The organism is Maribacter sp. R77961 (assembly GCF_044594925.1).
Lineage (GTDB): Bacteria > Bacteroidota > Bacteroidia > Flavobacteriales > Flavobacteriaceae > Maribacter.
Genome location: NZ_CP138991.1, coordinates 2,547,325 through 2,572,943 on the forward strand (window position 1 = coordinate 2,547,325; position 25,619 = coordinate 2,572,943).

Below are 25,619 nucleotides of genomic sequence, written 5' to 3' on the forward strand. Positions count from 1 at the left end.
CGAGTCAAAATTTAATCTCTACCTGTGCACAGACCTAGTAAATCCAACCCTAGTGGGTCATTAGACAAAAAAAAATATACTTGTTCATGATGAATCAAGTTTTCTCTTGATCAGAAGAACCCCTTGCAAATGAACAATTACCATACTATTTTTGTATATCATTTCTAACCAGTTAATTATAGCTATAATATGGGATTAAAAAAACAGTCGAAAGATAAAGGCTCATACACTCTAGTAACCTTTACGATTAAGAAAAATGAAGCCCCCAGCACAGCAAACGTTTTGCTCTTGGGAGATTTCAACAATTGGCAAACAAACGATAGTGACTGCCAAATGAAAAAAGAAGGTGCGTCATACACCAAAAGTGTAAAATTAGAAAATGGAAAACGCTACGAGTTCCGGTACCTAAGTGAAGATAAAGGTTGGTTTAACGACCATGCCGCAGATGCTTATGTGCCTTCTCCATATGAAGGAATAGATAATAGTGTGGTTGATTTAACCGCAGTGAAGGCCAAAAAGAAAACGGTAAAAAAAGCTCCCACAAAGCCAGCAAAGAAAACTGTGGCAAAAGCAGTAAAAAAAACAAAAAAGGACGACCTGAAGAAGATTGAAGGAATAGGTCCTAAGATTGCCACTATCCTAACCGGAAAAGGTATTGGCACGTTTAAAAAATTAGGGGCTTCTTCTGTTAAAACCCTTGAAGATATTCTTCTGGAAGCCGGTCCACGTTACAGAATGCATAAACCTGGTTCTTGGCCCAAACAGGCTAAGTTGGCCGATGCAGGCAAATGGGATCAATTAAAGAAACTACAGGATAAATTAAATGGAGGGAAATAAGCTTTCTCTTACAACGCAAAAACCTCAAGTGAATACTTGAGGTTTTTTGTTTCAAGAAATCTACAGCGAGGTGTTATGCCCTTTATCAGCACCAATAAATTAAGGCTTATAATGCAATCTCTAAAACATATACATGATTGTTATGTCAAGGGAGCTAAGACCCTACCCCACCAAGAAGGAACTTCTAAATAAAGAAAACCCTCTTTAACCTGGCAAGTATATTCTTTGTTCAAAATATCTATGTAATGGCTAGCGGTATAATCCTGTATGGGAATTTTAAGCATTACAGCATGTCTTGAGGCATTGATGACACATATCACAAAATCATCATTCATAGCGCGCATAAATACAAACTGTTCCTTACACACCAGCAGCTCTTGATACGCCCCTTTTTGCAAACAAACCTTGGCTTTACGCATTGCTGTAAATTGTTTTATAGCATCTAAAAGCAATGGGTGCTTTGCTTGTTCATCAAAATTTTGAAGATTAATTTCAGGGCGCAATGCATCATGTTTCCCATTCGTTATTTTGCCCTCAAAACCCCATTCGCTCCCATTATAAATCGCTGGAATTCCGGGCAGCGTAAACAACAACAGGTATAACGGAAAAAGATGCCCTGGTTCCGCTAAGGCACTTGCGGCGCGACCTACATCATGATTATCCACAAAGGAATACATTGTAATGTCTCTGTAAATTCCTTTGGTACCGAATTGGCGTTTTAGTATGCCGGCGATATGACCAAAATCACGCTGATTAAAGCTATCATTCAGAGGGGCATGGTACTCGTAGTTGGTTACACAGTCCAGCATACCTTGCGTGGCCCATTCCCTATAATCCCCGAACACGACTTCGCCCAACAACCAGAAATCAGACTTTTTGGTTTTACAAAAAGTAGTCAGCTCCTTCAAAAAAACCAAATCGATCACATCTGCGGCATCCAAACGCAATCCGTCTATTTGGTACTGGTCTATCCAAGTTGCTACAACAGAAAATAGATGTGCCTGTACCTCTTTATTTTTTAGGTTGAATTCCACCAATTGGTAATGCCCATGCCAACCATCATAGGTGAAACCATCACCATGTTTACCATTTTTGGAAAAATCTAGATTAGAAAACCAGTCTCTGTATTTGGAATCCTTGCCCTTTTCTTGAAGGTCTTTAAAGGCCCAAAAATCGCGTCCCACATGATTAAACACGCCATCAAATAACACCTTAATACCCAAATCATGTGCTTTGATTACTAATTGTTTTAGCTGGGTATTCGTTCCCAAACGCCGGTCTACCTGAAGATAGTCTGCCGTATCGTAGCCATGTGAGGTAGATTCAAAAACAGGACCCAAATAAAGTGCCGTGCAGCCCAAGACTACGAGATGTTCTAACCATGGTAATAACTTTTTTAGTTTTTTAGTAGGAGCGGATTCAAAATCATTTTCCTTTGCAGCACCAACAAGGCCCAAAGGATAGATATGATAAAAAATTTGGTTTTGCATTGGGGGATTAGTAATACAATCTAAAGTCCAGTAATTTACAAAGATTAAAATGTTTTTGAAATAGCAGCTCTACAACTTCTTTAAAATCATCATTCTCTTGGTACAAACCAAAAAAGACCCTGTCCAAGGTAGTTGCGCTGGCGATTTCGCCTAAGGCGGCACCGTAACCCGAAATAGCTCTGGCTCCGGTAACATCTAAAAAATACTGCGATTCTTCATCAGTTAAATCTAAAATTTTCTGATTTGCAATATGAATTAATTTACCCTGCATTTTCCCCTCAAAGAGTTCTGCTACCTCCTCAATAATATAGTAATAGTTGTTGAGCAGAATGCTATTTGGTTCTCCCGGTACAACCAGATAAATAATCTCATAATCCTTGAAATGGTGATCATCATACAACAAGGTATTTACACTCTCTTCTAAACCTTCAATAGTATCACAGGCCTTATAAATACTAGCGATATTTTGTTTTAGGGCTATATCTTCCAAGGTTTTTACCACAGCTGTGGTGGTGGCATCGTCTATATCTGGAATGGCTTCAAGACAGAAAATAAACTTTTCCATCTCCGTTTCAACCAATTTTAGTTTATCCATAGCTCACAAAATTCTACCTTTAACAACTGCACAAATAAATCAGGAAACCTTTTAAGAATAAACTAGTGGCTTTTATGATTTAATTACGTTTTACATCATGTGCGGGTGCAGTTTATATACTGATCTAGATTTAAAACCCCTACACTTTTTAAGAGGTTCATTTATTTTTTCGAATCCCAAAATGAATCTAATCTAGATAATTAACAGAGCCTATTTTCTTTATATCAAACCAAACTCCTGAGCCTTTTTGGAGAGATCCATCAGGTTTTTAACTTCCATTTTGCGCATGAGATTAAAGCGGTGGGTTTCTACGGTACGTTTACTGTTCTGAAGTTTTTCAGAAATCTGTTGATTGGTGAGTCCGGATAAGACCAATTCCAACACCTGAATTTCTTTATTGGTGAGGTCAAAGGGTTTGTTGGTGCGGGTATCCGACTTCGGGTTTTCCAAGGTGGTGGTAGTTGGGTTCAATAAATGGTTCACCAGCACATTGGAGATATCACCACTATAGTATTTGTCCCCGCCCTGTACCGCATGAATAGCCTTTATGAATTCCGTTTTCCCCGTATCTTTGAGCAAATAGCCCTTGGCACCAGCCGATACCGATTGAAGAATATATTCTTCAGAATCGTGCATTGAAAGTATAATGCACTTGGTATTGGAATCGGAAGCGCTTAGTTCTTGAACCACCTCAATACCGGTCATTTTGGGCATACGAATATCAATAATCAGAACATCCGGATTTGTCTCTTTAACCAAGGTCAATGCCTCCGTACCATCCGCGCCTTCTCCGATAACATTCAAATCTTCTTCACTTTCCAATAGGGCACGGATACCATCGCGTACCAAAGAATGGTCATCTACTAAAACTATTTTAATCTGGTTCAAAATATACCTAATTATACGAACAAATATAGGTTAGTAAGGACGAAGTGTCAAGTTAAAAATTGATGGTTGATGGTTGATGGTTGATGGTTGATGGTTGATGTTGATGGTAAAAAATAAAAAAATTAACTATTGTTCTTATTTGAATTTTAACGCTACACCAATCCTTGAAAATTTAAACCTCAAAAGCCACCACAACCTAAAGGGGTCATGATAGCCATTCGAAGCAAAGCGGTACTATTTTTTTATTCTTTAGGTGTTGTATTCAAAAACTTTGGTTTTAATATCAACATAGCCCAAGCCCAATTTTGAGAACTTGCAGCATCTGCCTCTGCAACTCCCTTTAACTCATACATGCCATCGGATGGAAATAAGTGCGAGTAACCAATTTTTAAAGCATATCCATTAAACTTTTGTGTGTATACCAAATCTATTTCCGTACCTAAAGATTTTTCACCACTAGGTAACTCTTGGTCACCAGAGAAGTTCAACACTTTAGTCAAGAGACTAGCTTTTTCCCCTAATTTAAAATTAGCGCTGGCATGCACGTCTACCAAACCAATGGTATTTACATGGTTACCTACATAAAAGTAATCCATAAAACCATTAAACTTATGATTGGTACCAAACGTAGGTAAAAAAGCCTCCGTTCTATCTGTAGTACTAACATCATTACCACTAATGATTTCAACACCTAATCCAAGACCTACTTTACTTGTCGCTTTATAACTTAAATCAAGTCCTAATAAATAGGCTCCCTTAACCTCAGTTGCACCATTGAAGAATTCTCCACTTTGAATAAATGCGTTCGCCGCAGCACCAAAATTTCCCTTCTTATAATTTAAATGCGTTCCTAGGGTAATAAGACTATTGACACCATCTGCATCACCATCGTCATCAAAATTCTGGTGTGCATAGTTAACCGCTAAAAGACTAGCAGAAAAGCCTTCCCATTGCTGCTTGGCATAGATGTACTGCATTGTTTTATACTGGAATGGGTTATTTGCAGGATATACGGTTCCTTCATTTTGAAATCCAAAAAGAGGACCACCATTACCGTCCAAATCCTGATTAAAGGCCAGACCTACATCCATAACAAATTTACCGCCCTTGTATTGCAAGAGTGCTAAATCATGGTTACGCCCTTGTTGTGCCCAATCTAAACCACCAAAGAAACGTTGGTCATCGTATGAGATTACTTGCCTACCCAATTTTGTAGACCACTTTTCACTTAACTTCAGAGAAGCCCATGCTTCAAATAGCGCAAAAGAGTTATTATCATCTACCGGAATAATTTGTGGATTTTCGCCCCATACCGATACATCTTGAAGACTAATATAGACTTTAAAGGCATCTGCTGTAAAGCCAGCGTTTAATCGAGATCGTGTGTTGATGGCAAAACCGGCATCCGCTGCATCAGGAATTAAGGTTTGAAATCCGTTACGGTATTCGGTTCTTGGTCTAAATTGACCATCTAATGTAAATTGAGCGAAGGTGAGTGTAGTGCATAGCAAAGCCAGGACAACTACGAGTTGTTGTTTTTTCATCATCTTAGTTTTTAAAAGGGTTGTGTACTTAAATTTGGTTTTTAATGTTCTAGGAAATCAATCAGATGTTTTCTATAGGTATAATAATCGTCATGTTCCAATACTGATTTTCGGGTCCGTGGTCGTTCAAATTCGATGTCCAGGATATCACCGATTTTTGCCCTTGGTCCACTGGTCATCATCACCACACGGTCTGCCAAGAAAATAGCTTCATCAACATCGTGGGTAATCATTACCGCTGTAATTTTTTCTTTGTTCCAGATTTCGATTAGAATGTCCTGAAGTTCTCCCCGCGTTAAAGAATCTAACATTCCAAAAGGTTCATCTAGCAAAAGCACCTTGGGTTTAATCGCAAAGGCTCGAGCAATTCCTACCCGTTGTTGCATCCCCTGTGATAATTCGATAGCTTTTTTGTCAAAGGCACCATCCAAGCCTACTTTATGTAAATAGTATTTTGCAATATCTTTTCGTTGTGCTTTCGTAGCATGCGGAAAGACTTGATTTACGCCCAAAAGCACATTTTCCAAAGCCGTCATCCAAGGCATTAAACTAGGTGATTGGAAAATTACTCCCCGATCTGGCCCAGGGCCTTTTACCGGGTTTCCCAAGACCGCTATATTACCCCCAGAAATAGGATTTAAACCAGCTATCATAGAAAGCATGGTAGTCTTGCCACAGCCCGAGTGCCCAATAATGGTCACAAATTCTTCTTTCATAATCTGAAGGTTCAAATCTTCCAACACCACATAATCTCCTTTTGGCGTGGGATAGACTTTCTTCAATTTAGATAAGTCTAACATTACCTTTGAAGGAAATACGATTCCGTTCTCTGTTGTTGCTTTTGTTATGGTTGCTGCGCTCATGGTTTCTTTTTTTATTAGGCTACAAAACTCTTTGGTGCTATCTCTGGCAGCACATATTCTTCATTAGAGACAGATTTTCTTTCCGCACCGATATCCATCAGGTATTCAATAATGGCGTTTCGGGTTTTTTTATAACTGGGATTATCATTAAGGGCCGTTTTATCTCTCGGACGATCAATAGCAATATTAAACTCCGGACCTAAAGTGGCATTCGGACCAGGCTTTAGAGGAATTACTCTATCTGCCATATAAATTGCCTCGTCTACATCATTGGTAATTAATAAAGCAGTGCGCTTATCATTACTCCAAATATTTAGAATTTCGTCTTGCAGGTTTCCACGTGTAAGGGCATCCAATGCACCTAGAGGCTCGTCCATAATAATCATCTCCGGGTTCATCGCCAAGGCTCTCGCAACAGCAACACGCTGACGCATACCACCGGACAATTCTTTAGGTCTTTTATTGATTGCAGGCGTTAAGCTTACCATATCCACATAATCACTTACCCGTTTTTTCAAGGTTGCTTTATTCTCGTTTGGAAAAGCTTCCTTAACAGCCATATAAACATTCTGACCTACGGTTAACCATGGCAACAACGAATAATTTTGAAAAATGACGCCGCGCTCATGGCTGGTATCCACAACTGGTTTACCTTTAAACAAGACCTCTCCACTTGTTGGTTTCAGGAGTCCGTTTATTAAATTCACCAAAGTTGTTTTTCCACTTCCCGTAAAGCCAACAATAGCAACAAATTCTCCTTCTTCAATAGAAAGGTTAATGTTTGAAAGTACTTCCGTGGCAGCTTCCCCTTCTCCGTATTTTTTATAAATATTATTTAGTTCTAAGTATGCCATTTTTCGTTATTAGTTTATGGTTGATGGTTAGCTCCGCAAAACTGAACCAAACACTTTTTTCCTTTATACTTCGTACTTCTACACGCCCTCATTCTTATTAAAAGAAACCGCATTCTGTACAGTTAGCATTAATCTATCTAGAAGGAAACCAATGATTCCTATAATGAACATCGCTACGATTATTTTCGCATTCGAGTCGTTTGCACCGTTTTGAAATTCCTCCCACACAAAGAGACCCAGCCCTTGACTTTGTGCCAATAATTCAATCGCTATCAATACCATCCAAGCTACGGAAAGGGTAATACGCAATCCGGTAAATATGAGTGGTAAAGAGGATGGTAAAATCACCTTAAATACTTTTTGAAAGGTTCCTAATTTTAAAACCTTAGCTACATTGATATAATCTTTGTCTACGGAAGAAACGCCCATAGCAGTATTTACTAATGTGGCCCACATTGCACACAAGCCCACACTGATAAAAGAAATTACAAAAGCATTATCGGAACTATCGCCAATATATAAGGTCTTTACAATCATAAAAACTAAGAGGTACCAAACCACAGGAGATACGGGTTTAAATACTTGAATGAACCAGTTAAATGCACTTCGTAATGACGGACTCAAACCAATTACTATTCCTATAGGAACGGCGATTAAAAGCGCCAATAAAAATCCTGCGAATACGGTTTTGATACTGGTTAAAACAATATCCACAAAAGAGGCACGCCCCGTATAAACTATAGCATCCTTACCCTGCGCTTCTAGTTTTGCATTCATAACGGCCATTTTTTCTACAAACGCCGCTTTATCCGCAGTAATGACCTTATGATCTGCAATTAAAGACTGTAATGAAGCCCATACTTGTGTAGGAGAAGGCAATGTATTCGGCTGACAACCACTCTCTCCAGAGGCAATACAAGCCCGTTCTGCATCGGCAGCGGCCTGCCCCTGTTCCGCAAGTGCCTTTTCAATCTTATAATTAGCCTCTTTGTTGTACAGTGCTTTTGAACCCAAATGCCATAATCCTAAGAATAAAGCAATGGATAGTAGTGTTATACCTGCTTTCTTCAAAGATTTCAAAATATCTCCTTTCTGAAATTTAGGAGTTAACTTGACAACTATCGGTTTTAAAAACGCTAGCCCCTGTCCTTCTTTTTTTAATGTGATTTCTTGTTCCATGCTACTTTGCTTTGCTTCGATTAGTAGAACTTCTTATTTATCTTTATTTCCGATAGCGAAACTATTGATGTACCCTATAGGGTCTTTGGCATCGTAGGATGTACCATCTATAAAGTCTGTTGTTGCTGGCTTATAGCCATCTGTAGCCGGAATATCAGTAGCAGGGATTTGCCCCTCAGCAACCAATAAATCTGCAGCCTTTTTCCAGATATCTGGTCGGTAAATGTCTTTGATAGTTTCACCATACCAGTCCGCCGTTTTTGTTTCAGGAATTTGCCCCCATCTACGCATTTGTGTTAGGAACCAAATACCATCAGAGTAGAATGGATATGTAGCATTGTACTTATAGAATACATTGAAATCAGGCATTTCACGTTTGTCACCTTTTTCGAATTCGAACGTACCCGTCATAGAATTGGCTAACACTTCTTCTGGAGCTCCAACATACTGAGACATGGAAAGAATTTTTACAGCTTCTGCTCTATTGGTAGGTTCATCTAACCATTTTCCTGCGCGGATTAATGCTTTTGTAACTGCAATTGCTGTATTCGGATTATCATCTACAAACTTCTTGGTCATTACAAAAACCTTTTCAGGATTGTTTTTCCAGATGTCATAGTTAGTCGTTACTGGTACTCCAATACCTTTAAAAACGGCTTGTTGATTCCAAGGTTCACCTACACAGTAACCATATATTGTTCCAGATTCTAAGGTAGCTGGCATTTGTGGCGGTGGCGTAACAGACAGTAATACTTCTGCATCAATCTGTCCCTGTACATTATCTGCCGTGTACATACCTGGGTGTATACCTGCGGCAGCTAGCCAATAGCGTATTTCATAATTATGTGTAGAAACAGGAAATACCATTCCCATTTTAAAAGGCTTACCACTATTCTTATATTCCGTAATCACAGGTTTTAAAGCATCCGCCTTAATAGGGTGTATAGGTTTACCAGCAGCATCTGCAGGAACATTAGGTTTCATTTTAGACCAAACATCGTTGGATACCGTGATTCCGTTTCCATTTAAATCCATTGAAAAAGGTGTTACCAATTGCGCTTGACGCCCAAAACCCGCACCTGCAGCAATAGGCTGCCCTGCCAACATATGAGAACCATCTAACTGACCATCAATTACACGGTCTAATACATTTTTCCAATTCGATTGTGCCTCTACTGAAACAAATAAGCCCTCATCTTCAAAAAAGCCTTTTTCCTTTGCTATGGCTAACGGAGCCATATCGGTCAGTTTTATAAACCCAAAGGTGAGTTGTCTTTTTTCAATATCCAGTTGTTTGGTTTTGGAAGCGACTTGTTCCGCTGCAGTTTCCGTTGTCGCTTTTTTAGCATCCTTCCCGCCACAAGCAACCAACAAAAAAGTTGCTGATACAAAGAGTGAGGCTTTGGTAAAAATTGATTTCATATTAACTAGGTTTTTGGTTATACAATCTCTTGATGGGTCAAAAATACGTATTACTAAGTATTAATACGTATATATAAAATATAAAATGTCTTTTGATACGTATTTTTATGAGGATGAAGTAAACAACTCTTCAAAAATTGAGAATTACAAAAAAAAGCAGCGGGAAACTGAGAAATTCAGATTTTTTTAGGAAATACAAATAGGTCATTTACTAAAAAAAGCATCCTATACATTAAGGTATGCCTATAATGCAGAATGAAGTACGCGTTGCACTTCCTCTTCAAAAAAGGAAGGGTGTTCCGCTACAACGTTACCAATAACAATGATTCCAGGTTTTGTTTTATCGATATCCAAACTTGCCTCCTGCATTCCCTGCAGGGTAGAAATAGTGCAAGATTCATTTTTCTTAGTGCCATTTTGAATAAGCGCAATAGGCGTATAGGAACCCCTATATTTACTTACCTCCTGGACAATTGCCTCTAATTTTCTAACTCCCATTAAGATAACCATAGTAGTTGATGATTGGGAAGCATATTTTAAATCATCAGAAAAAGAACCATCTCGTTTAGTCGCGGTCATCACCCAAAAACTACTGCTTACACCTCTTCGTGTCATAGGAATACCTTGACTCGACGGTACTGCCAACGCACTTGAAATTCCCGGAACTACAGTAACAGGAATTCCGAAAGATTCCACATATTCGATTTCTTCATGCGCTCTTCCGAAGACAAACGGGTCGCCTCCTTTTAGGCGTACTACGTGTCCGTATCTATATGCATTTTCTACTATCAATATATTAATATCATCTTGCGTGAAAGAATGTTGACTACACCGTTTTCCTACGTATATTTTTGGAATAGTGGGCGATACTTCCGCTAGCAACTCCTCACTTACCAAAGCATCGTACAAAATAACATCTGCTGTTTTCAAAACTCCCAAACCCCTTACTGTTATAAGGTCTTTACTTCCTGGCCCTGCTCCGATTAAACTAACTTTCGGCATCACATCTTGCTTCATATTATTGCTGTTTTATAGGACATATTATCAAATTCACAACAAGAGTACGTATTTATTTTCAAATAAACATATAAAAAATACGTATTAATACGTAATATTGTGCTTTAGTTTTAAATCGAAGCATATGAAAACTATAATAGTTGTAGGAAACGGAATGGTTGGTTATAAATTCTGTGAGAAATTTGTAGCGCAAGCCGATAGCTCAACATACAAACTGGTTGTTTTTGGAGAAGAACCTAGGGTTGCTTATGACCGTGTGCATTTGAGTGAGTTCTTTGAGGATGGGGATGCTGAACGCTTAAGCCTAGCTCCAAGAAGTTGGTATGAAGAAAATGGTATTGAACTCCATACCAGTGTACGCATTTCCGAAATAAATAAAACAGCCAAAACAGTAAGCACGTCTACTGACACCACCTTTACTTACGACCACTTGGTATTGGCAACAGGCTCTGTTCCTTTTGTACCGCCTATACGTGGGGTAGAAAAAAAAGGTGTTTTTGTTTACCGTACAATTGAGGATTTAGAAGACACTTTAGCCTATGCTGATACCGTAAAAGACGGAAAAGCAGCAATTCTTGGCGGCGGTCTTTTGGGTTTAGAAGCAGCAAAAGCAGTAATGGACATGGGTCTTGAACCCCATGTGGTAGAATTTGCACCTAAACTAATGCCACGTCAGTTAGATAGTAGAAGCAGTAAGGTATTGCAAGTAAAGTTAGAATCCATGGGTATTCGCATACACCTAAGCAAGGCTACCAATCAAATTCTGGGGGATGAAAAAATTACAGGGATGGAATTTGGAGAAGATGATTCTTTGGATGTTGATATGTTGGTGATTTCTGCTGGAATTCGCCCAAGAGATGAACTTGGAAAAAGTGCAGGTTTAGCAATGGGAACCAGAGGCGGAATTGTAGTTAATAACAAAATGGAAACTTCTGACCCAAACATTTTAGCCATTGGCGAGGTTGCGTTATACAATCAAATGATATACGGCCTTGTAGCACCCGGCTACGAAATGGCACAAGTGGCTGTAGACCAAATTCTCGGTAAAGAAGATATGGTGATGGCAGCGGAAATAGACATGTCTACCAAATTAAAACTGATAGGGGTTGATGTGGCCAGTTTCGGCACGCCATTTATGCCCGCAGATAAGGGACATTCTATCATATTCGAAAATAAAACCGAAAGCTTATACAAGCGGATTAATGTTACCCATGATGGTAAAAAATTACTTGGAGGAATACTGGTAGGCGATGCGGATGATTATAATATGTTACTTCAAATGTATCAAAACGAAATGCCTTTACCAGAACACCCAGAGGTATTAATTATTGGAGGTCAGGGTGACGGTGATGCCTCTTTTGGCAGTGCCATGGACCTTCCTGATACGGCGGTAGTTTGTTCTTGCGAAGCAGTTACGAAAGGCGCCATTTGCTGCTCGGTCTTAGAGGATGGTAATGAAAATTTAAAGGCTGTTGCCAAAGCTACCAAAGCAGCAACAGGCTGCGGTGGTTGTAAGCCAATGGTGGTTGACTTAATAACTGAAAGTCTAAAAACTTTAGGGAAAACGGTGAAAGTTCAAATTTGTGAACACTTTGAGTATTCCCGTCAAGAGCTTTTTGATATCGTAAAACTAAGGGGAATTGAGAGTTATGATGAATTGCTAGACACGGTTGGCAAAGGGCACGGTTGCGAGGTTTGTAAACCTGCTGTAGCCGCTATTTTTGCCAGTATTTATAATGAAACTGCCAACAAACAAAATACCATACAGGATACCAACGACAGGTTTTTAGCCAATATTCAACGTAATGGCACCTACTCGGTAGTTCCAAGAGTTGCGGGTGGAGAAATTACTCCCAAACAGCTTATGGCCATGGGAAGAATTGCCCAAAAATATGACTTGTACACTAAAATAACCGGCGGACAGCGTATTGATATGTTCGGCGCAAAACTACATGAGCTTCCACTGATTTGGGAAGAGCTTATTAAAGAAGGGTTTGAAACGGGGCAGGCTTATGGAAAATCATTACGAACGGTAAAAAGCTGCGTTGGCTCTACATGGTGCCGATACGGCATGGATGAGAGTGTAAGTTTTGCCGTAGAGATAGAAAACCGTTATAAAGGTATTCGATCTCCACATAAATTTAAAGGAGGCGTCTCAGGATGCATTCGCGAATGTGCAGAGGCAAGAGGAAAGGATTTTGGTTTTATTGCTGTAGAAGGGGGCTGGAATGTTTATGTCGGCGGTAATGGCGGAGCCAATCCAAAACATGCATTACTACTGGCAGAAAAAGTAGATAAAGCCACTGCCATACAATTAGTGGATCGTTTTATCATGTTTTATATTAAAACAGCCTTACCATTACAGCGTACAGCGCCTTGGTTAGAAAAATTGGAGGGCGGTATTACCTATCTTCAAAATGTAATTATCAATGACTCCTTGGGTATTGTTGCCGAGTTAGATGCGGAAATGCAAGCCTTAGTAGATAGTTATAAGTGTGAATGGAAAGAGGCGGTTGAAACTCCAGAAATACGAGAACGTTACACCCATTTTGTAAACTCTGATGAAACCGACAACAACATTGAATTTGTATCGCTGAGAGAACAAAAAATGCCCAAAGAATGGGCTTAGCTTCGACTCCGCTAAGCCAACTATTCTTGAAGACCTTGGCAACCGAGCGTTAACAAAGTCGAAAACTATAAAAGAATACTTATGACATTATTAGACTTAAACACCTATAAAACGGTAAAAGAAAGAGATGTAAAAACCTGGTTCAAAGCGGCACCCGTTTCCAAGTTTCCTAAAAACGGTGGGGCTTGTATTAAATACAAAAACCTGCAAATCGCCATCTTTAATTTTACACGTGAAGGTAAGTGGTACGCTTGCCAAAATCTTTGCCCGCATAAGATGGAAATGGTACTATCTCGGGGAATGATTGGCGATGAAAACATGGAAGCTAAAGTGGCTTGTCCGCTGCATAAAAATAACTTCTCACTCAAAACGGGAAAACATTTGAATGGAGATTTAGATGCGATTGCGACCTATCCCGTTAAAATTGAAAATGACTTTGTGTATGTAGGCTTTTCTGAATAGCTTTGAACAAACTTCAATGCTATGAGCACTTCAGATAAATTACAATTGGCATTTGAGCGTTTTGACGCTTTGAATCAAGCGGATCCGAATACAGAAGTTTTTGAAGGAAAGAGCTATCCGAAAGAGGTTTTATACGCGCAACGGATGACCAAACAACTTAACAGCTTTGCACCTAAAGCTTCTGAAGCCTTAAAATTAACCGCACGGTGTCAGCATATATGCCGATGGGAAATTCCCAGAGATTCCTATGACATGAATCGGGAAGGCTACTTACGTTGGCGGCAAGCTTTAAAAAAATTCCACTCAGAAAAAGCGGCTTCCGTATTATCGGAAGTTGGTTATTCAGAAGAAATCATTTCAAAAGTTAGCTTTCTCTTAGAAAAAAAGCAATTAAAAAAGAACGAAGAAACACAAACGCTAGAAGACGTTATCTGCTTGGTATTTCTTGAGCACTACTTTGAGCCCTTTGCTGCAAAACACCCCGAAGAGAAAACTATTGATATTCTTCAAAAAACATGGCGTAAAATGTCTGACAAAGGTCATAAATCGGCCCTAGCGTTATATTTATCCAATGATGCCCTAAATTTAATATCAAAGGCCATTAGCGCATGATCAACTATCTTAGTTAAAAGCACATAAAACCATGCCCAAAAGCATACATGAGAAACCACTAGACACAAGGACCTTTCAAAGAATCCGTAAGTGGTATCTTTTTGCGCTAGCAGGTATTGCGCTTACCATTATTATTGCGCAGTTATTAATACAGGCTCATCTTAACTCGCAGCTAAACGACTCGCGAGTCATCAACATTGCAGGAAGGCAACGTGCTTTCAGTCAAAAATTGGTAAAAGAAGTTTTACTATTAGAAGAAGCAGCTAGCTTAGAAAACCGCGAAAAAATTAGGTCAGAAATACGACAAACTTTATCGGTATGGCAGGCCTCCCATAGCGGACTACAAAAAGGAAACCTCAAAATGAACCTTCCAGCAGAGGAAAATGCTGAAATACTTTCTCTTTTTCTAAACCTTGATGCACATCACCAGAATATGGTTACTGCCTTAGAAGCTATTTTATCCGGCGAAAAATTAACTAGTGATTTTACTAAACACAAGGCCGTGCTCCTAGCGAACGAAAGAGATTTTCTACGTTTAATGGATAACATAGTAAACAAATACGATGCCCGTAGTAATGCCCAGCTACAAAACCTAAAGCAGAAAGAATATTGGCTACTTGCTTTTTCTCTTTTAATTCTTCTCTTAGAAATGCTCTTTATATTTCGGCCACTATCCTTTCAAATTCGCAAAACAATATCCAATTTAATGCGAGCGCAGTCGGCATCCAACAGTAATGAAGAAAAAATAAAAAACCTCTTAACAGAGCAGGGAAAAGCTTTAAAAGAGTTACAAGAACTCAACTTTGTAATTGATAATGCGGCACTTTTTGCTAGTGCCAAAAAAGATGGCAGTGTGGTCTTTATCAGCAAAAAATTTATTAACCTCCTCGGCATTAAAGAAAATCAGTTAACACAACCACTTTCTGAACTTTTAACCACGGACGAAGGTCAGCAACAATACCTGAAAGAAGTCCTTAAAAGCAATCGAAAAAATAATATTAGAAATGAAGAGATACAGATAACCACGGTAACTGGCATGCATATATGGTTAGATATTTCAATCATTCCAATGCACCAGGCTAGCAAGCAACAGAGTATTTTAATCTTGTGTTCTGAAATTACGGAACGAAAAGAAAATCAGCTTAAAGTAGCGCAATTAACACAAGAAAATTTTGAAGAGCGTATGCTTCAGAAAAAAATACAAGCCAGTCAAATTGTAGAAGGTCAAGAAGAGGAACGGAAACGAATTGCTAAAGACATTCATGATGGTATTGGACAAATGCTTACTGCGCTGAGGTTTAATATTGAATCGATAGACTTAACTGATACCGAAAAAACTCAAGAGAAAATTACATACTTAAAAGATTTAACGGCAGATTTAATAAAAGGGGTACGTACCGCTACTTTTAACCTTACCCCTCCAGAATTGGCAGACTACGGAATTTTCCCAGCACTTCATAAAATGACCATAGAGCTTTCGAAACTTACCGGGAAAACTGTTTTATTCGAGAATAAAACTGAAGAACACATTCGGTTAGATTCCTTGGCCGAAACTAATATTTACAGAGTTACCCAAGAAGCTGTAAATAATGCTATAAAATACGCCCAAGCAAATTATATTCTTGTTACTATCAATTTTAAGTCGAACATCCTAAGCATTGTAATTGATGATGACGGAAAAGGTTTTGACACTTCCATATTAAATGAAGTTCCCAAAAACAATAGCGAAGGTGGTATGGGGCTTTTCTTTATGAAGGAACGTATTAGCTATATTAACGGGCGCCTGTTCATAAACTCAGCACCAGGAAAAGGCACCCGAGTAACAATAAATTATAAAACAGCACCAACACCTATTTTACATGGAACGGAATGAGTTATACCCAGTTTTTTTAAAAGTATCACAATTAAACATTTTAATTGTGGGCGGAGGCAATGTTGCCGAAGAAAAACTTACGTTTTTATTAAAGTCAAGTCCAAACGCTCAGGTACAAATGATATCACCTATGTACCGTAAAGGTACTATTGAACTGGCTAACAAACATCATGTAAAAATGAACAATGGCCGCTACAAGAGACGGTACCTTAGAAAAAAACATTTGGTTATTGCTACGACAGAATTCCCTGAAGTAAATGAAAAAGTGTATGCAGATTGCAGAAAGCGTTCTATTTTGGTAAACGTAGCGGACAACCCACCCTTCTGTGATTTTTATATGGGCGGTATTGTAACCAAAGGCAATGTAAAAGTAGCCATCTCTACCAACGGAAAATCACCCACCACAGCGAAACGGCTACGACAGTTTTTTGAAGATGTAATTCCTGAAAATATAGACGATTTGGTAAAAAACCTAAACGAGTACAGAAAAACCATTAAGGGTGATTTTGAAGAAAAAGTGGAAACACTAAACGAGTTTACCAAAGGTCTAGTCAATAAAAAAGAGCATCATGAAGATTAGAATTAGAGGAAACTCCATTAGATATAGACTAACCAAGTCTGAAGTGGAGCAATTTACCAAAACAGGTCGTTTTGAGGAAACTACCAATTTTGGAAATTCGGTTTTTACGTATGCCCTCGAAGCCTCGGAAACCAGTAATGTAATGGATGCGCAATTTGAAACCAATACCATTACGCTGTTTCTTAGCAAAGAAAAAAGTACAGGCTGGTATACCTCTAACAACATAGGTTTTAGCCACACGATCAAAAGAGAAGATGGCTCCGAACTTTCCTTACTGGTAGAAAAAGACTTTGTTTGTATGGATGAACGTGTTGAAGACCAAAGTGATAATTATCCTAACCCAAAAGCTTAAAAAAGAAAAACGAAAAACGATGCTCTTGTGAACACAAGGAATGGCTTTTACTCCTCCATTAAATATGTTTTAAAAACGTATGTAGCACGGGGTTTTTAAATTCCTTTTTCCAAACAATAAACAACTCCGTTTTAATTGTGGTGTTTTTAAGCGTTATAAAACGAATTTTATAATTGTTCTCATCCCGTAACGAATTAGGTATAATGGAGAGCCCCATACCATTTTCAACCAACTTAAATATTGTTGTTCCATGAATGGCTCTGTGCGAAATAATAGGACTAAAATTATGTTCAGAACATAAATTTAATATCTGCTGAAAATACATAGGGCTACTTTCGTTGGGGTATAAAATGAATGGTTCGTGGGCACACTGCCCTAAATTGCTAAAATTACTTTCGGTAATAGGATGATGCTCTGGCAATACCAAAGAAAAATTTTCCTTGTAAACCGACTTTATATTCATTTCTGGAGACACTTGATTGGATCGTACAAATCCGATATCAATAGTCCCTTCTTCCAACGCCTTTAATTGGTCAGAATTGGTAAGTTCTTCTAAAGCCAAACCAATCTTTGGATGCTTGCTCGTAAAGGCTTTAATTATGGGCGGCAAATAATGTTTCATACTAGAGCCAACAAATCCTATTTTAAGTTGTCCGCTAGCACCGTTAAGCGCCTCCTGCCATCGCCCCATGGCATTATTTAATTGATTCATAACAAACTGGGCTTCCTCCAAGAAAAGCTTTCCAGCTGTATTTAAAACCACTTTCCTATTGGTTCTATCAAATAATTTCGCTCCTAAAATAGTCTCCAACAAATGAATTTGCTGGCTAAGTGCCGATTGGGAAATCAAAAGTTTATTGGCTGCTTTCCTAAAGTGCAAGGTTTCTGCCAGCACCAAGAAATAACGCAGATGACGTAGTTCTAATTGATTAATTTTACTAATCATTTGATAGTTAATAAAAATTATTGCTACTCAAACTTAGTTTTATCTTTACGTTTACAAAAATAAAATGTAAAATTTTTAGTGTAAAAATTATGGGAAATTCTACGGAAAATACTTTAGAAAAAGTACTAACGTCTTTACTAACTCCTTATAAAAAAAGCGTAACCGATGTTACCAAAATCACCAATGCCATGTTAGCAGCTGGTATTATTGAAAATGAAAAAGACATCGCCAACGACCACATTGCGTTTAGAACATTGGGTGTAAAGCATTTGGGTATTGCCTCCTTTGAAAAAATATTTTTACACTTTGGTTATGAGAAAAAAGGGTTTTACAATTTTGAAGAAAAAAAGCTAAATGCGTATTGGTATGCCCCACCGGCAGAACATTTTCCAAGAATCTTCATCAGCGAATTACGAGTTGACGATTTGTCGGAACAGGCGCAAAAGATTATTTATAAATATACCGACCCTATTACGCAAGACCCCATAGACAGTCTTGATTTAGATAATATTACAGACGTGGCCAACTTTTTTTATAAGCCTTTATGGGGTTTACCTTCTTCTGAAGAGTACACCACACTTTTAAATGAAACAGAATATGCCGCATGGGTTATTTACAATCGCTACTATTTAAACCACTATACCATTAGCATACACGACCTCCCTGAGGGATACAATACCGTAGAAGATTTTAATAATTTTCTTGAAGGCATTCAGATAAAACTAAACACCGCAGGCGGTAAAGTAAAAATTAGCGGTGATGGTTTATTAAAACAAAGCAGTACCGTGGCTAAAATGATTGATGCTACGTTTTCGGATAATAAAACTTTAAAAATTGCTGGAAGCTATGTTGAATTTGCAGAGCGCAAACTACTTCCAGAATACAGCGAAACTAAAAAGGAAGACATAAAAAGAAATTACCGTCGTGATGGCTTTGAAACGGCTAATGCCGATAAAATTTTTGAAAGCACCTACACGCAACAAACCAAATAAATACTACAAAAAAATGAAAGATATTTTACAAGCATTTAACCTAAAACAACCGTATTGCAATATCAGTACAGGACAAAAAGATTGGGTTGGAACTAGCGGAAAAACTGCCACAATACACTCTCCAGTTGATAATGCTGTTATTGGCTCCATAGCCCTTGCCGATGTTGAAAGTTATGATGCCGTAGTTGCAAAAGCCAATGAAGCTTTCCCTATTTGGAAAGCACTTCCAGCGCCACAACGTGGTGAAATTGTTCGTCAGTTTGGGGATGCGCTTAGAAAAGAGAAAGAAAACCTAGGAAAGCTTGTAAGCTACGAAATGGGAAAGAGCCTGCAAGAAGGCTATGGTGAGGTTCAAGAAATGATAGATATTTGCGATTTTGCAGTAGGTTTATCGCGTCAGCTTTACGGATTGCAGATGCATTCCGAAAGACCCAACCACCGTATGTTTGAGCAATGGCACCCTTTAGGAACCGTAGGCATAATTTCTGCTTTCAATTTTCCGGTTGCCGTTTGGGCGTGGAACGCTGCTTTGTCTTGGGTTTGTGGTAATGTATGTATTTGGAAACCTTCTGAAAAAACACCTTTTTCGGCTTTGGCTTGTCAAGAAATCTTCAAAACTGTTTTAAAAGCAAATGACTTACCAGAAGGTATTTCTAATGCGATTATAGGCGATAGCGACATAGGCAGACGTATGGCTGCTGACCAAAATATTGCTTTAGTTTCTGCAACAGGTTCTACCAGAATGGGGAAAAGTGTTGCTGAAACTGTTGGAAAAAGACTTGGAAAATCTATACTGGAATTAGGAGGTAACAATGCTATTATTGTAACCGAAGAAGCAGACTTAAATGCTGCCGTTCCTGCTATTGTTTTTGGTGCCGTTGGTACCGCAGGACAACGCTGTACATCAACACGTAGATTGATAGTTCATAAAAATCAATATCAAGATTTATTGGCAAAATTAACAAGCGCCTATAAGCAATTGCAAATAGGAAACCCGTTAGATGAAAAAAACCATGTAGGCCCATTAATTGATACGAATGCTGTAAATGCCTATTTAAAAACCATAGAAGAAGCCCAAAAACAGGGTGGAAAACTAGCCTATGGCAACGAGGTATTAGCAGGTGATGCTTATACATCTGGCTGCTACGTAGCCCCAACAATAATTGAAGCAAACATAGACATGCCTATTGTTAAGCACGAAACTTTTGCTCCAATTTTATATATTTTCGCTTACGAGAGCTTTGAAGAAGCCATTGCTATACAAAACAACGTACCTCAAGGTTTATCCTCTGCCGTATTTACCTTAAACATGCAGCAGGCGGAAAAATTCTTATCTAATGCTGGTTCTGACTGTGGTATTGCCAATGTTAACATTGGTACTTCTGGTGCTGAAATTGGTGGTGCTTTTGGTGGTGAAAAAGAAACTGGTGGCGGTAGAGAAAGTGGTTCAGATTCATGGAAAGCGTATATGAGAAGGCAAACCTGTACCGTTAATTATGGTAAAGATGCCCCTTTAGCACAAGGCATCGTTTTTAACCTATAATACCAAATACCAACGCAGCAACGTTATCGTAAAACATAATGCCTAAAAACACTTAATTTTAAAGCGGAATTCGATAAATTAAGTGTTTTTATTAAGCGTTGGTATGACGTATGAAAGCCAAAATTTTTTACGCTGTTTCCTATTGATAAATTTATGAATTACGCGAATCTAAAAATCACAAATCAACAAGCGGAAGACATCCTCTTCAACTGGTTTAACATAAAAGGAAAAGTATCTGAGCTTCCCGGAGAAATCGACTTTAATTTCAGGATTAAAATTGAAAATGAAGCGGGTTATGTTCTAAAAATATCGCGGCCCAACGAAAATGAATATTACCTTGATTTTCAACAAAATTTATTGCAATATGTAGAAGACCATGGCAAGAATCTTCTAGCTCCAAAAGTGATTAAAGACAAAAACGGAGCTGCCATCACCTCTTTTGTTGATGCGCATGGTCATACCAGAAAAGTACGGTTACTCACATGGATTTCTGGACGAGTATGGAGCGGTGTAAATCCGCAATTAGATAATTTACGCTATAGCTTGGGAACCCAATGCGGTTTATTAACCAAGGCTTTACAAGGTTTTAATCACAAAGAAGCACATCGGGAGTTTGTTTGGGATGTAGCACAATCTTTATGGACAGAAGAGCACATTAATTTATTTAAAGGCGAAGAAAAAGACATTGTTTTATACTTTCAACAGCAATTCAAAAAATCAAAATCAGCTTATGACGCCTTAAGAAAGGCCGTTGTGCATAATGATGCTAACGATAATAACGTTATTGTTTCTGAAGATTTACGAAACCCAACGGTAAAGGCTGCTATTGATTATGGCGATGCGGTTCACACCCAAATCATAAACGATTTGGCCATAAGTTGTGCGTATTGCATCATGCATCATAACGACCCTTTGGAAGCTGCACTACCCATTATAAAAGGGTATCATAATTCTTTTCCGTTAGAGGAAAAAGAATTGGAACACTTGTATACGGCTATTGCCATGCGTTTGGTTATTTCCGTAACCAAATCGGCTATTAATAAAATTGAAGAGCCCGGTAACAGTTATTTGCTTATCAGCGAAAAACCGGCTTGGGAAGTTCTGAAAAAGTGGTATCAAATAAGTCCAGAATTTGCTTTATTAAATTTTAGAGCAGCCTGTCAATTAACACCGCATCCTAACGAAACCAAGTTTAAAAATTGGGCATCAGAAAACCATTTTAAGCTTTCAGACCTGTTCCCTACCCTTCAGAAAACAGCGGCACACCAATTAGATTTAAGTGTTTCGAGCGCTTGGATTGGTCATGAAAAGGATTTTAACGACCTGGATTTATTTCAGTATAAAATTGAAAAACTACAAAAAGGCGTCCCTAACAAAATTATTGCCGGTGGTTATCTAGAACCACGTCCCATATACACATCTACCGCTTATGATAAAATAGGAAACCATGGGCGCGAAAGTAGAACCATTCATTTAGGAACCGATTTTTGGCTGCCTGAAGGCACGCCTGTTCATGCATTGTTTGATGGGGAAGTTAGCATTGCCTCACATGATAAAGGCGATAAGAAATATGGCGGATTAGTCGTCTTAAAACATCAAATAGATGATTTTGAATGCTTTACTTTATACGGGCATTTAAGTATTGAAAGTGTTACAAAACTTTCTCCGGGAGATACCATTACAAAGGGCGATTGCATCGCAACATTAGGAAACGCTTCGGAAAACGGCAATTGGGCACCACACCTCCATTTTCAGATAATGCTGTCGCTATTAGATTATAAAGATGATTTTCCAGGAGTGGCTTACCTCAACGAAATCCCTGTTTGGAAAAGTCTGTGTCCCAACCCTAATCTGTTATTTCAGTTAGATGCTTTACAGGATAAAGAAACGCCTACTAATGAAGATTTAATACACTACCGAAAGCAACATTTAGGAAAAAGTATGAGTCTGCAATACAAAGTGCCAATTAAAATGGTGCGTGGCGCAGGTCAATATTTAATAGACCAATTTGGTCAGAAATATTTAGACACCGTTAATAATGTGGCGCATGTTGGTCATGAAAACCCTAAAGTAGTGCAAGCGGGGCAAGACCAAATGGCACTTATTAATACCAATTCGCGCTATTTACATGATAACATTAATGCTTTAGCAAAAGAATTAATAGCGACTTTACCTCCCGAATTAAACGTACTGCATTTTGTAAATTCTGGTAGTGAAGCCAACGAATTAGCCATTAGAATGGTAAAAGCCAATACCGGCGAAAGGGACATTATTGCTTCAGAAGTGGGGTACCATGGTAATGCGAATATGTGCATCGATATCTCCTCTTATAAATTTGATGGTAAAGGCGGACAAGGTGCTCCAGAACACACGCATATATTTCCCCTACCCGATGCTTTTCGTGGTAAATACAGAGGGGGAAATACTAGTGATAAATATGCTGAAGAAGTTCAAAAACAAATCGATATTATCCACGAAAAAGGCCGAGGCGTTGGTGCATTTATCATCGAACCTATTATAAGTTGTGGCGGACAAATAGAACTTCCAGAAGGTTTCTTAGCAAAAGCCTATGCTAAGGTTCGTGCCGCGGGCGGCCTATGCATTTCAGATGAAGTACAAGTTGGCTGTGGCCGAATGGGAAAAACCTTTTGGGGATTTCAATTACACGACGTGGTACCAGATATTGTTACCATTGGAAAACCATTAGGAAACGGACACCCTTTGGCTGCTGTGGCTTGTACACAAACGGTAGCCAATGGCTTTGCCAACGGTATGGAGTATTTTAACACCTTTGGCGGAAACCCAGTTTCTTGCGCTATAGGGCACGCTGTTTTAAAAACCGTAAAACAAGACAAGCTCCAAGAAAATGCTTTAAAAATTGGTGCGTTTTTAAAAACGGAATTGAACATGCTTTCAAAAGAATTTCCAATAATTGGTGATGTGCGCGGGCAAGGGCTCTTTTTAGGTATTGAATTGGTTGATGCAAACATGAATCCTTTAGAGGCACAAACCGATTACCTTGCTAATCGAATGAAAGACCATGGCATATTAATGAGTACAGATGGCCCCGACCATAATGTCTTAAAAATAAAGCCTCCCATCATTTTCACTGAAGACAATGCTGAGGAATTGGTTTTCTATTTAAGGAAGATTTTTAGTGAAGATTTTATGCAACTTACCTAACTCCTAAAAGAGTATCACTGTCAGGCATCAAACCACATTAAAAGCAATCCAAAAATAAAAAAGCCTCTTGTTTCCAAGAAGCTTTCCCTTTGTACAGGCGGAGAGACTCGAACTCTCACACCTTGCGGCACTAGATCCTAAGTCTAGCGTGTCTACCAATTCCACCACGCCTGCGTATCCGTTATAAAACGGGATGCAAATATAAAGTAAAAATTCAATTCTCTAAATTTTACAAGTTTAATTTCTTTGATTTTGTACATTTATCTTTTACAAACTTAAAAGACACATGCAAAACATACCAGGGTATATTTCTGAACATAAACACCGTTTCCTAGAAGAACTTATTGATTTACTCAAAATACCCTCTATAAGTGCGGATAAAGCTTATGCTAAAGATGTACTTCATACGGCAGATTCAGTGAAAAATGCACTAGAAGAGGCTGGCTGTGATGTGGTAGAAATACATGAAACAGCAGGTTACCCTATTATATATGGCGAGAAAATAATCGATAAGAACCTACCTACGGTTTTGGTCTACGGGCATTACGATGTGCAACCTCCGGACCCATTAGATTTATGGAACTCCCCACCGTTTGAGCCCGTCATACAGAAAACGGAACTTCATCCAGAAGGAGCCATATTCGCTAGAGGTGCTTGTGATGATAAAGGACAGATGTATATGCATGTAAAAGCCTTAGAGCTTATGGTAAATACAGATCAGTTGCCCTGCAATGTTAAATTTATGATCGAAGGCGAGGAAGAAGTAGGTAGTAATAATCTCGCCGTTTATGTAGCGGAGAACAAGGAAAAATTGGCTAATGACATCATCCTCATATCGGACACGGGAATGATCGCCAATGACGTACCTTCTATTACTACAGGCCTTAGAGGTCTAAGCTATGTAGAGGTCGAGTTAACAGGACCCAATAGGGATTTACACTCTGGACTATATGGTGGTGCGGTCGCAAATCCTATCAATATTTTAACCAAGATGATAGCTGGTTTACATGATGAAAATAATCATATTACCATACCAGGATTCTATGATAAGGTACAAGAACTAAGCAAGGACGAACGGGAACAGATGGCAAAGGCTCCTTTCAATTTAGAAGCATACAAGAAAGCATTGGATATAGACGCTGTTTATGGCGAAAAGGACTACACCACCAACGAACGTAATTCAATACGCCCCACACTGGATGTTAATGGAATATGGGGTGGTTATATTGGTGAAGGTGCCAAAACCGTTATTGCTAGTAAAGCCTTTGCAAAAATTAGCATGCGTTTGGTTCCTAACCAGGACTGGAAAGAAATCACTGAACTATTTAAAACTTATTTTGAAACTATTGCTCCTGTTGGAGTGACAGTAAAAGTAACTCCTCACCATGGCGGTCAAGGCTATGTTACCCCTATAGATACTATAGGATACAAAGCGGCCTCAAAAGCGTATGAAACTACCTTTGGCAAAAAACCGATTCCCCAACGTAGCGGAGGTAGTATTCCCATTGTTTCACTTTTTGAGCAAGAACTGGGAAGTAAAACCATTTTAATGGGCTTTGGACTTGACAGTGATGCAATACACTCGCCAAACGAGCATTTTGGAGTTTGGAATTACCTAAAAGGGATTGAAACCATTCCGTATTTCTACAAGTATTTTACAGAAATGAATACTTGAAGCTTGGCTTTTTGAAAAGTACAGTTGATTGTTACAGGAACACATTTTCCTAGTAACTATCAACTGACAACCAACAACTGACA

At 38.7% G+C, this 25,619-nt stretch carries 21 protein-coding genes and 1 tRNA gene; 11 read left to right on the forward strand and 11 right to left on the reverse strand.

Annotated features, from left to right (window positions below; genetic code table 11):
• The first annotated feature begins 189 nt into the window (after nucleotides 1-189).
• Nucleotides 190-837 carry a helix-hairpin-helix domain-containing protein gene (locus tag SJY09_RS10985; protein WP_396635766.1) on the forward strand — a complete coding sequence of 216 codons (648 nt, stop codon included), beginning with the start codon at nucleotides 190-192 and terminating at the stop codon, nucleotides 835-837.
• A gap of 140 nt (nucleotides 838-977) precedes the next feature.
• Here the strand turns inward: SJY09_RS10985 and SJY09_RS10990 are convergent, their stop codons facing one another.
• The 9 genes from SJY09_RS10990 to cobA all read right to left on the reverse strand — a co-directional run bounded on the left by SJY09_RS10990 (nucleotide 978) and on the right by cobA (nucleotide 10,689).
• Nucleotides 978-2,327, reverse strand: coding sequence for an alpha-amylase family glycosyl hydrolase (locus tag SJY09_RS10990; RefSeq protein ID WP_396635767.1), 1,350 nt, complete (start codon nucleotides 2,325-2,327; stop codon nucleotides 978-980).
• A 7-nt stretch (nucleotides 2,328-2,334) separates the two neighbouring features.
• Nucleotides 2,335-2,922: a DUF6642 family protein gene (locus tag SJY09_RS10995; RefSeq protein WP_396635768.1), complete on the reverse strand. Its 588-nt coding sequence runs from the start codon at nucleotides 2,920-2,922 to the stop codon at nucleotides 2,335-2,337.
• A gap of 219 nt (nucleotides 2,923-3,141) precedes the next feature.
• On the reverse strand, nucleotides 3,142-3,813 hold the full coding sequence (locus SJY09_RS11000) for a response regulator (RefSeq protein WP_396638622.1): 672 nt from the start codon (nucleotides 3,811-3,813) through the stop codon (nucleotides 3,142-3,144).
• A gap of 239 nt (nucleotides 3,814-4,052) precedes the next feature.
• Complete coding sequence (locus SJY09_RS11005) at nucleotides 4,053-5,357, reverse strand: alginate export family protein (RefSeq protein ID WP_396635769.1); 1,305 nt, start codon at nucleotides 5,355-5,357, stop codon at nucleotides 4,053-4,055.
• A gap of 38 nt (nucleotides 5,358-5,395) precedes the next feature.
• Nucleotides 5,396-6,217, reverse strand: coding sequence for an ABC transporter ATP-binding protein (locus SJY09_RS11010; protein WP_396635770.1), 822 nt, complete (start codon nucleotides 6,215-6,217; stop codon nucleotides 5,396-5,398).
• 14 nt (nucleotides 6,218-6,231) lie between these two features.
• Nucleotides 6,232-7,071 (reverse strand): ABC transporter ATP-binding protein, encoded by an 840-nt coding sequence (locus SJY09_RS11015; protein WP_396635771.1) that lies wholly within the window; start codon nucleotides 7,069-7,071, stop codon nucleotides 6,232-6,234.
• Between the two features lie 78 nt (nucleotides 7,072-7,149).
• A complete protein-coding gene (locus SJY09_RS11020; RefSeq protein ID WP_396635772.1) occupies nucleotides 7,150-8,250 on the reverse strand; it encodes an ABC transporter permease in 1,101 nt (366 codons plus the stop codon).
• 33 nt (nucleotides 8,251-8,283) lie between these two features.
• Nucleotides 8,284-9,672 carry a CmpA/NrtA family ABC transporter substrate-binding protein gene (locus tag SJY09_RS11025; protein ID WP_396635773.1) on the reverse strand — a complete coding sequence of 463 codons (1,389 nt, stop codon included), beginning with the start codon at nucleotides 9,670-9,672 and terminating at the stop codon, nucleotides 8,284-8,286.
• Nucleotides 9,673-9,915: 243 nt separating this feature from the next.
• Entirely contained in the window at nucleotides 9,916-10,689 is a 774-nt protein-coding gene (gene cobA, locus SJY09_RS11030) for a uroporphyrinogen-III C-methyltransferase (protein WP_396635774.1), read from the reverse strand.
• A gap of 124 nt (nucleotides 10,690-10,813) precedes the next feature.
• Here cobA and nirB point away from each other — a divergent pair, with 124 nt between their 5' ends.
• The 6 genes from nirB (at nucleotide 10,814) to SJY09_RS11060 (ending at nucleotide 17,197) form a co-directional block, all read left to right on the forward strand.
• The gene (gene nirB, locus SJY09_RS11035) at nucleotides 10,814-13,318 is read left to right on the forward strand and encodes a nitrite reductase large subunit NirB (RefSeq protein WP_396635775.1); all 2,505 of its coding nucleotides are present in this window, start codon (nucleotides 10,814-10,816) and stop codon (nucleotides 13,316-13,318) included.
• An 81-nt stretch (nucleotides 13,319-13,399) separates the two neighbouring features.
• On the forward strand, nucleotides 13,400-13,780 hold the full coding sequence (nirD, locus tag SJY09_RS11040; protein WP_396635776.1) for a nitrite reductase small subunit NirD: 381 nt from the start codon (nucleotides 13,400-13,402) through the stop codon (nucleotides 13,778-13,780).
• Nucleotides 13,781-13,801: 21 nt separating this feature from the next.
• Entirely contained in the window at nucleotides 13,802-14,392 is a 591-nt protein-coding gene (locus SJY09_RS11045) for a DUF4202 domain-containing protein (protein WP_396635777.1), read from the forward strand.
• 31 nt (nucleotides 14,393-14,423) lie between these two features.
• Entirely contained in the window at nucleotides 14,424-16,265 is a 1,842-nt protein-coding gene (locus SJY09_RS11050; protein ID WP_396635778.1) for a type IV pili methyl-accepting chemotaxis transducer N-terminal domain-containing protein, read from the forward strand.
• Complete coding sequence (locus SJY09_RS11055) at nucleotides 16,252-16,845, forward strand: bifunctional precorrin-2 dehydrogenase/sirohydrochlorin ferrochelatase (RefSeq protein WP_396635779.1); 594 nt, start codon at nucleotides 16,252-16,254, stop codon at nucleotides 16,843-16,845. The genes SJY09_RS11050 and SJY09_RS11055 overlap by 14 nt, the downstream gene beginning before the upstream one ends.
• On the forward strand, nucleotides 16,835-17,197 hold the full coding sequence (locus SJY09_RS11060; RefSeq protein ID WP_396635780.1) for a DUF7009 family protein: 363 nt from the start codon (nucleotides 16,835-16,837) through the stop codon (nucleotides 17,195-17,197). The genes SJY09_RS11055 and SJY09_RS11060 overlap by 11 nt, the downstream gene beginning before the upstream one ends.
• Nucleotides 17,198-17,255: 58 nt before the next feature.
• Here SJY09_RS11060 and SJY09_RS11065 read toward each other — a convergent pair whose 3' ends face one another.
• Nucleotides 17,256-18,143, reverse strand: a complete 888-nt coding sequence (locus SJY09_RS11065; protein WP_396635781.1) for a LysR substrate-binding domain-containing protein — start codon at nucleotides 18,141-18,143, stop codon at nucleotides 17,256-17,258.
• An 89-nt stretch (nucleotides 18,144-18,232) separates the two neighbouring features.
• On the opposite strand from SJY09_RS11065, the gene SJY09_RS11070 reads away from it, so the two are divergent.
• From SJY09_RS11070 to SJY09_RS11080, 3 genes are all read left to right on the forward strand, one after another.
• Complete coding sequence (locus tag SJY09_RS11070; protein WP_396635782.1) at nucleotides 18,233-19,135, forward strand: DUF1338 domain-containing protein; 903 nt, start codon at nucleotides 18,233-18,235, stop codon at nucleotides 19,133-19,135.
• Nucleotides 19,136-19,148: 13 nt separating this feature from the next.
• Nucleotides 19,149-20,678, forward strand: coding sequence for an aldehyde dehydrogenase family protein (locus SJY09_RS11075; protein ID WP_396635783.1), 1,530 nt, complete (start codon nucleotides 19,149-19,151; stop codon nucleotides 20,676-20,678).
• A 153-nt stretch (nucleotides 20,679-20,831) separates the two neighbouring features.
• A complete protein-coding gene (locus SJY09_RS11080) occupies nucleotides 20,832-23,861 on the forward strand; it encodes an aminotransferase class III-fold pyridoxal phosphate-dependent enzyme (RefSeq protein ID WP_396635784.1) in 3,030 nt (1,009 codons plus the stop codon).
• Nucleotides 23,862-23,953: 92 nt separating this feature from the next.
• Here SJY09_RS11080 and SJY09_RS11085 read toward each other — a convergent pair.
• Nucleotides 23,954-24,035, reverse strand: a tRNA-Leu gene (locus tag SJY09_RS11085).
• Nucleotides 24,036-24,147: 112 nt separating this feature from the next.
• Here SJY09_RS11085 and SJY09_RS11090 point away from each other — a divergent pair.
• Nucleotides 24,148-25,536: a dipeptidase gene (locus SJY09_RS11090; RefSeq protein ID WP_396635785.1), complete on the forward strand. Its 1,389-nt coding sequence runs from the start codon at nucleotides 24,148-24,150 to the stop codon at nucleotides 25,534-25,536.
• Nucleotides 25,537-25,619 lie beyond the last annotated feature (83 nt).

Bases quoted from the DNA above. Each gene is read 5' to 3' on its own strand.
- SJY09_RS10985 (WP_396635766.1), top strand. From the start codon at position 190: ATGGGATTAAAAAAACAGTCGAAAGATAAAGGCTCATACACTCTAGTA.
- SJY09_RS10990 (WP_396635767.1), bottom strand. From the start codon at position 2,327: ATGCAAAACCAAATTTTTTATCATATCTATCCTTTGGGCCTTGTTGGT.
- SJY09_RS10995 (WP_396635768.1), bottom strand. From the start codon at position 2,922: ATGGATAAACTAAAATTGGTTGAAACGGAGATGGAAAAGTTTATTTTC.
- SJY09_RS11005 (WP_396635769.1), bottom strand. From the start codon at position 5,357: ATGATGAAAAAACAACAACTCGTAGTTGTCCTGGCTTTGCTATGCACT.
- SJY09_RS11010 (WP_396635770.1), bottom strand. From the start codon at position 6,217: ATGAGCGCAGCAACCATAACAAAAGCAACAACAGAGAACGGAATCGTA.
- SJY09_RS11015 (WP_396635771.1), bottom strand. From the start codon at position 7,071: ATGGCATACTTAGAACTAAATAATATTTATAAAAAATACGGAGAAGGG.
- SJY09_RS11020 (WP_396635772.1), bottom strand. From the start codon at position 8,250: ATGGAACAAGAAATCACATTAAAAAAAGAAGGACAGGGGCTAGCGTTT.
- SJY09_RS11025 (WP_396635773.1), bottom strand. From the start codon at position 9,672: ATGAAATCAATTTTTACCAAAGCCTCACTCTTTGTATCAGCAACTTTT.
- cobA (WP_396635774.1), bottom strand. From the start codon at position 10,689: ATGAAGCAAGATGTGATGCCGAAAGTTAGTTTAATCGGAGCAGGGCCA.
- nirB (WP_396635775.1), top strand. From the start codon at position 10,814: ATGAAAACTATAATAGTTGTAGGAAACGGAATGGTTGGTTATAAATTC.
- nirD (WP_396635776.1), top strand. From the start codon at position 13,400: ATGACATTATTAGACTTAAACACCTATAAAACGGTAAAAGAAAGAGAT.
- SJY09_RS11045 (WP_396635777.1), top strand. From the start codon at position 13,802: ATGAGCACTTCAGATAAATTACAATTGGCATTTGAGCGTTTTGACGCT.
- SJY09_RS11050 (WP_396635778.1), top strand. From the start codon at position 14,424: ATGCCCAAAAGCATACATGAGAAACCACTAGACACAAGGACCTTTCAA.
- SJY09_RS11055 (WP_396635779.1), top strand. From the start codon at position 16,252: ATGGAACGGAATGAGTTATACCCAGTTTTTTTAAAAGTATCACAATTA.
- SJY09_RS11060 (WP_396635780.1), top strand. From the start codon at position 16,835: ATGAAGATTAGAATTAGAGGAAACTCCATTAGATATAGACTAACCAAG.
- SJY09_RS11065 (WP_396635781.1), bottom strand. From the start codon at position 18,143: ATGATTAGTAAAATTAATCAATTAGAACTACGTCATCTGCGTTATTTC.
- SJY09_RS11070 (WP_396635782.1), top strand. From the start codon at position 18,233: ATGGGAAATTCTACGGAAAATACTTTAGAAAAAGTACTAACGTCTTTA.
- SJY09_RS11075 (WP_396635783.1), top strand. From the start codon at position 19,149: ATGAAAGATATTTTACAAGCATTTAACCTAAAACAACCGTATTGCAAT.
- SJY09_RS11080 (WP_396635784.1), top strand. From the start codon at position 20,832: ATGAATTACGCGAATCTAAAAATCACAAATCAACAAGCGGAAGACATC.
- SJY09_RS11090 (WP_396635785.1), top strand. From the start codon at position 24,148: ATGCAAAACATACCAGGGTATATTTCTGAACATAAACACCGTTTCCTA.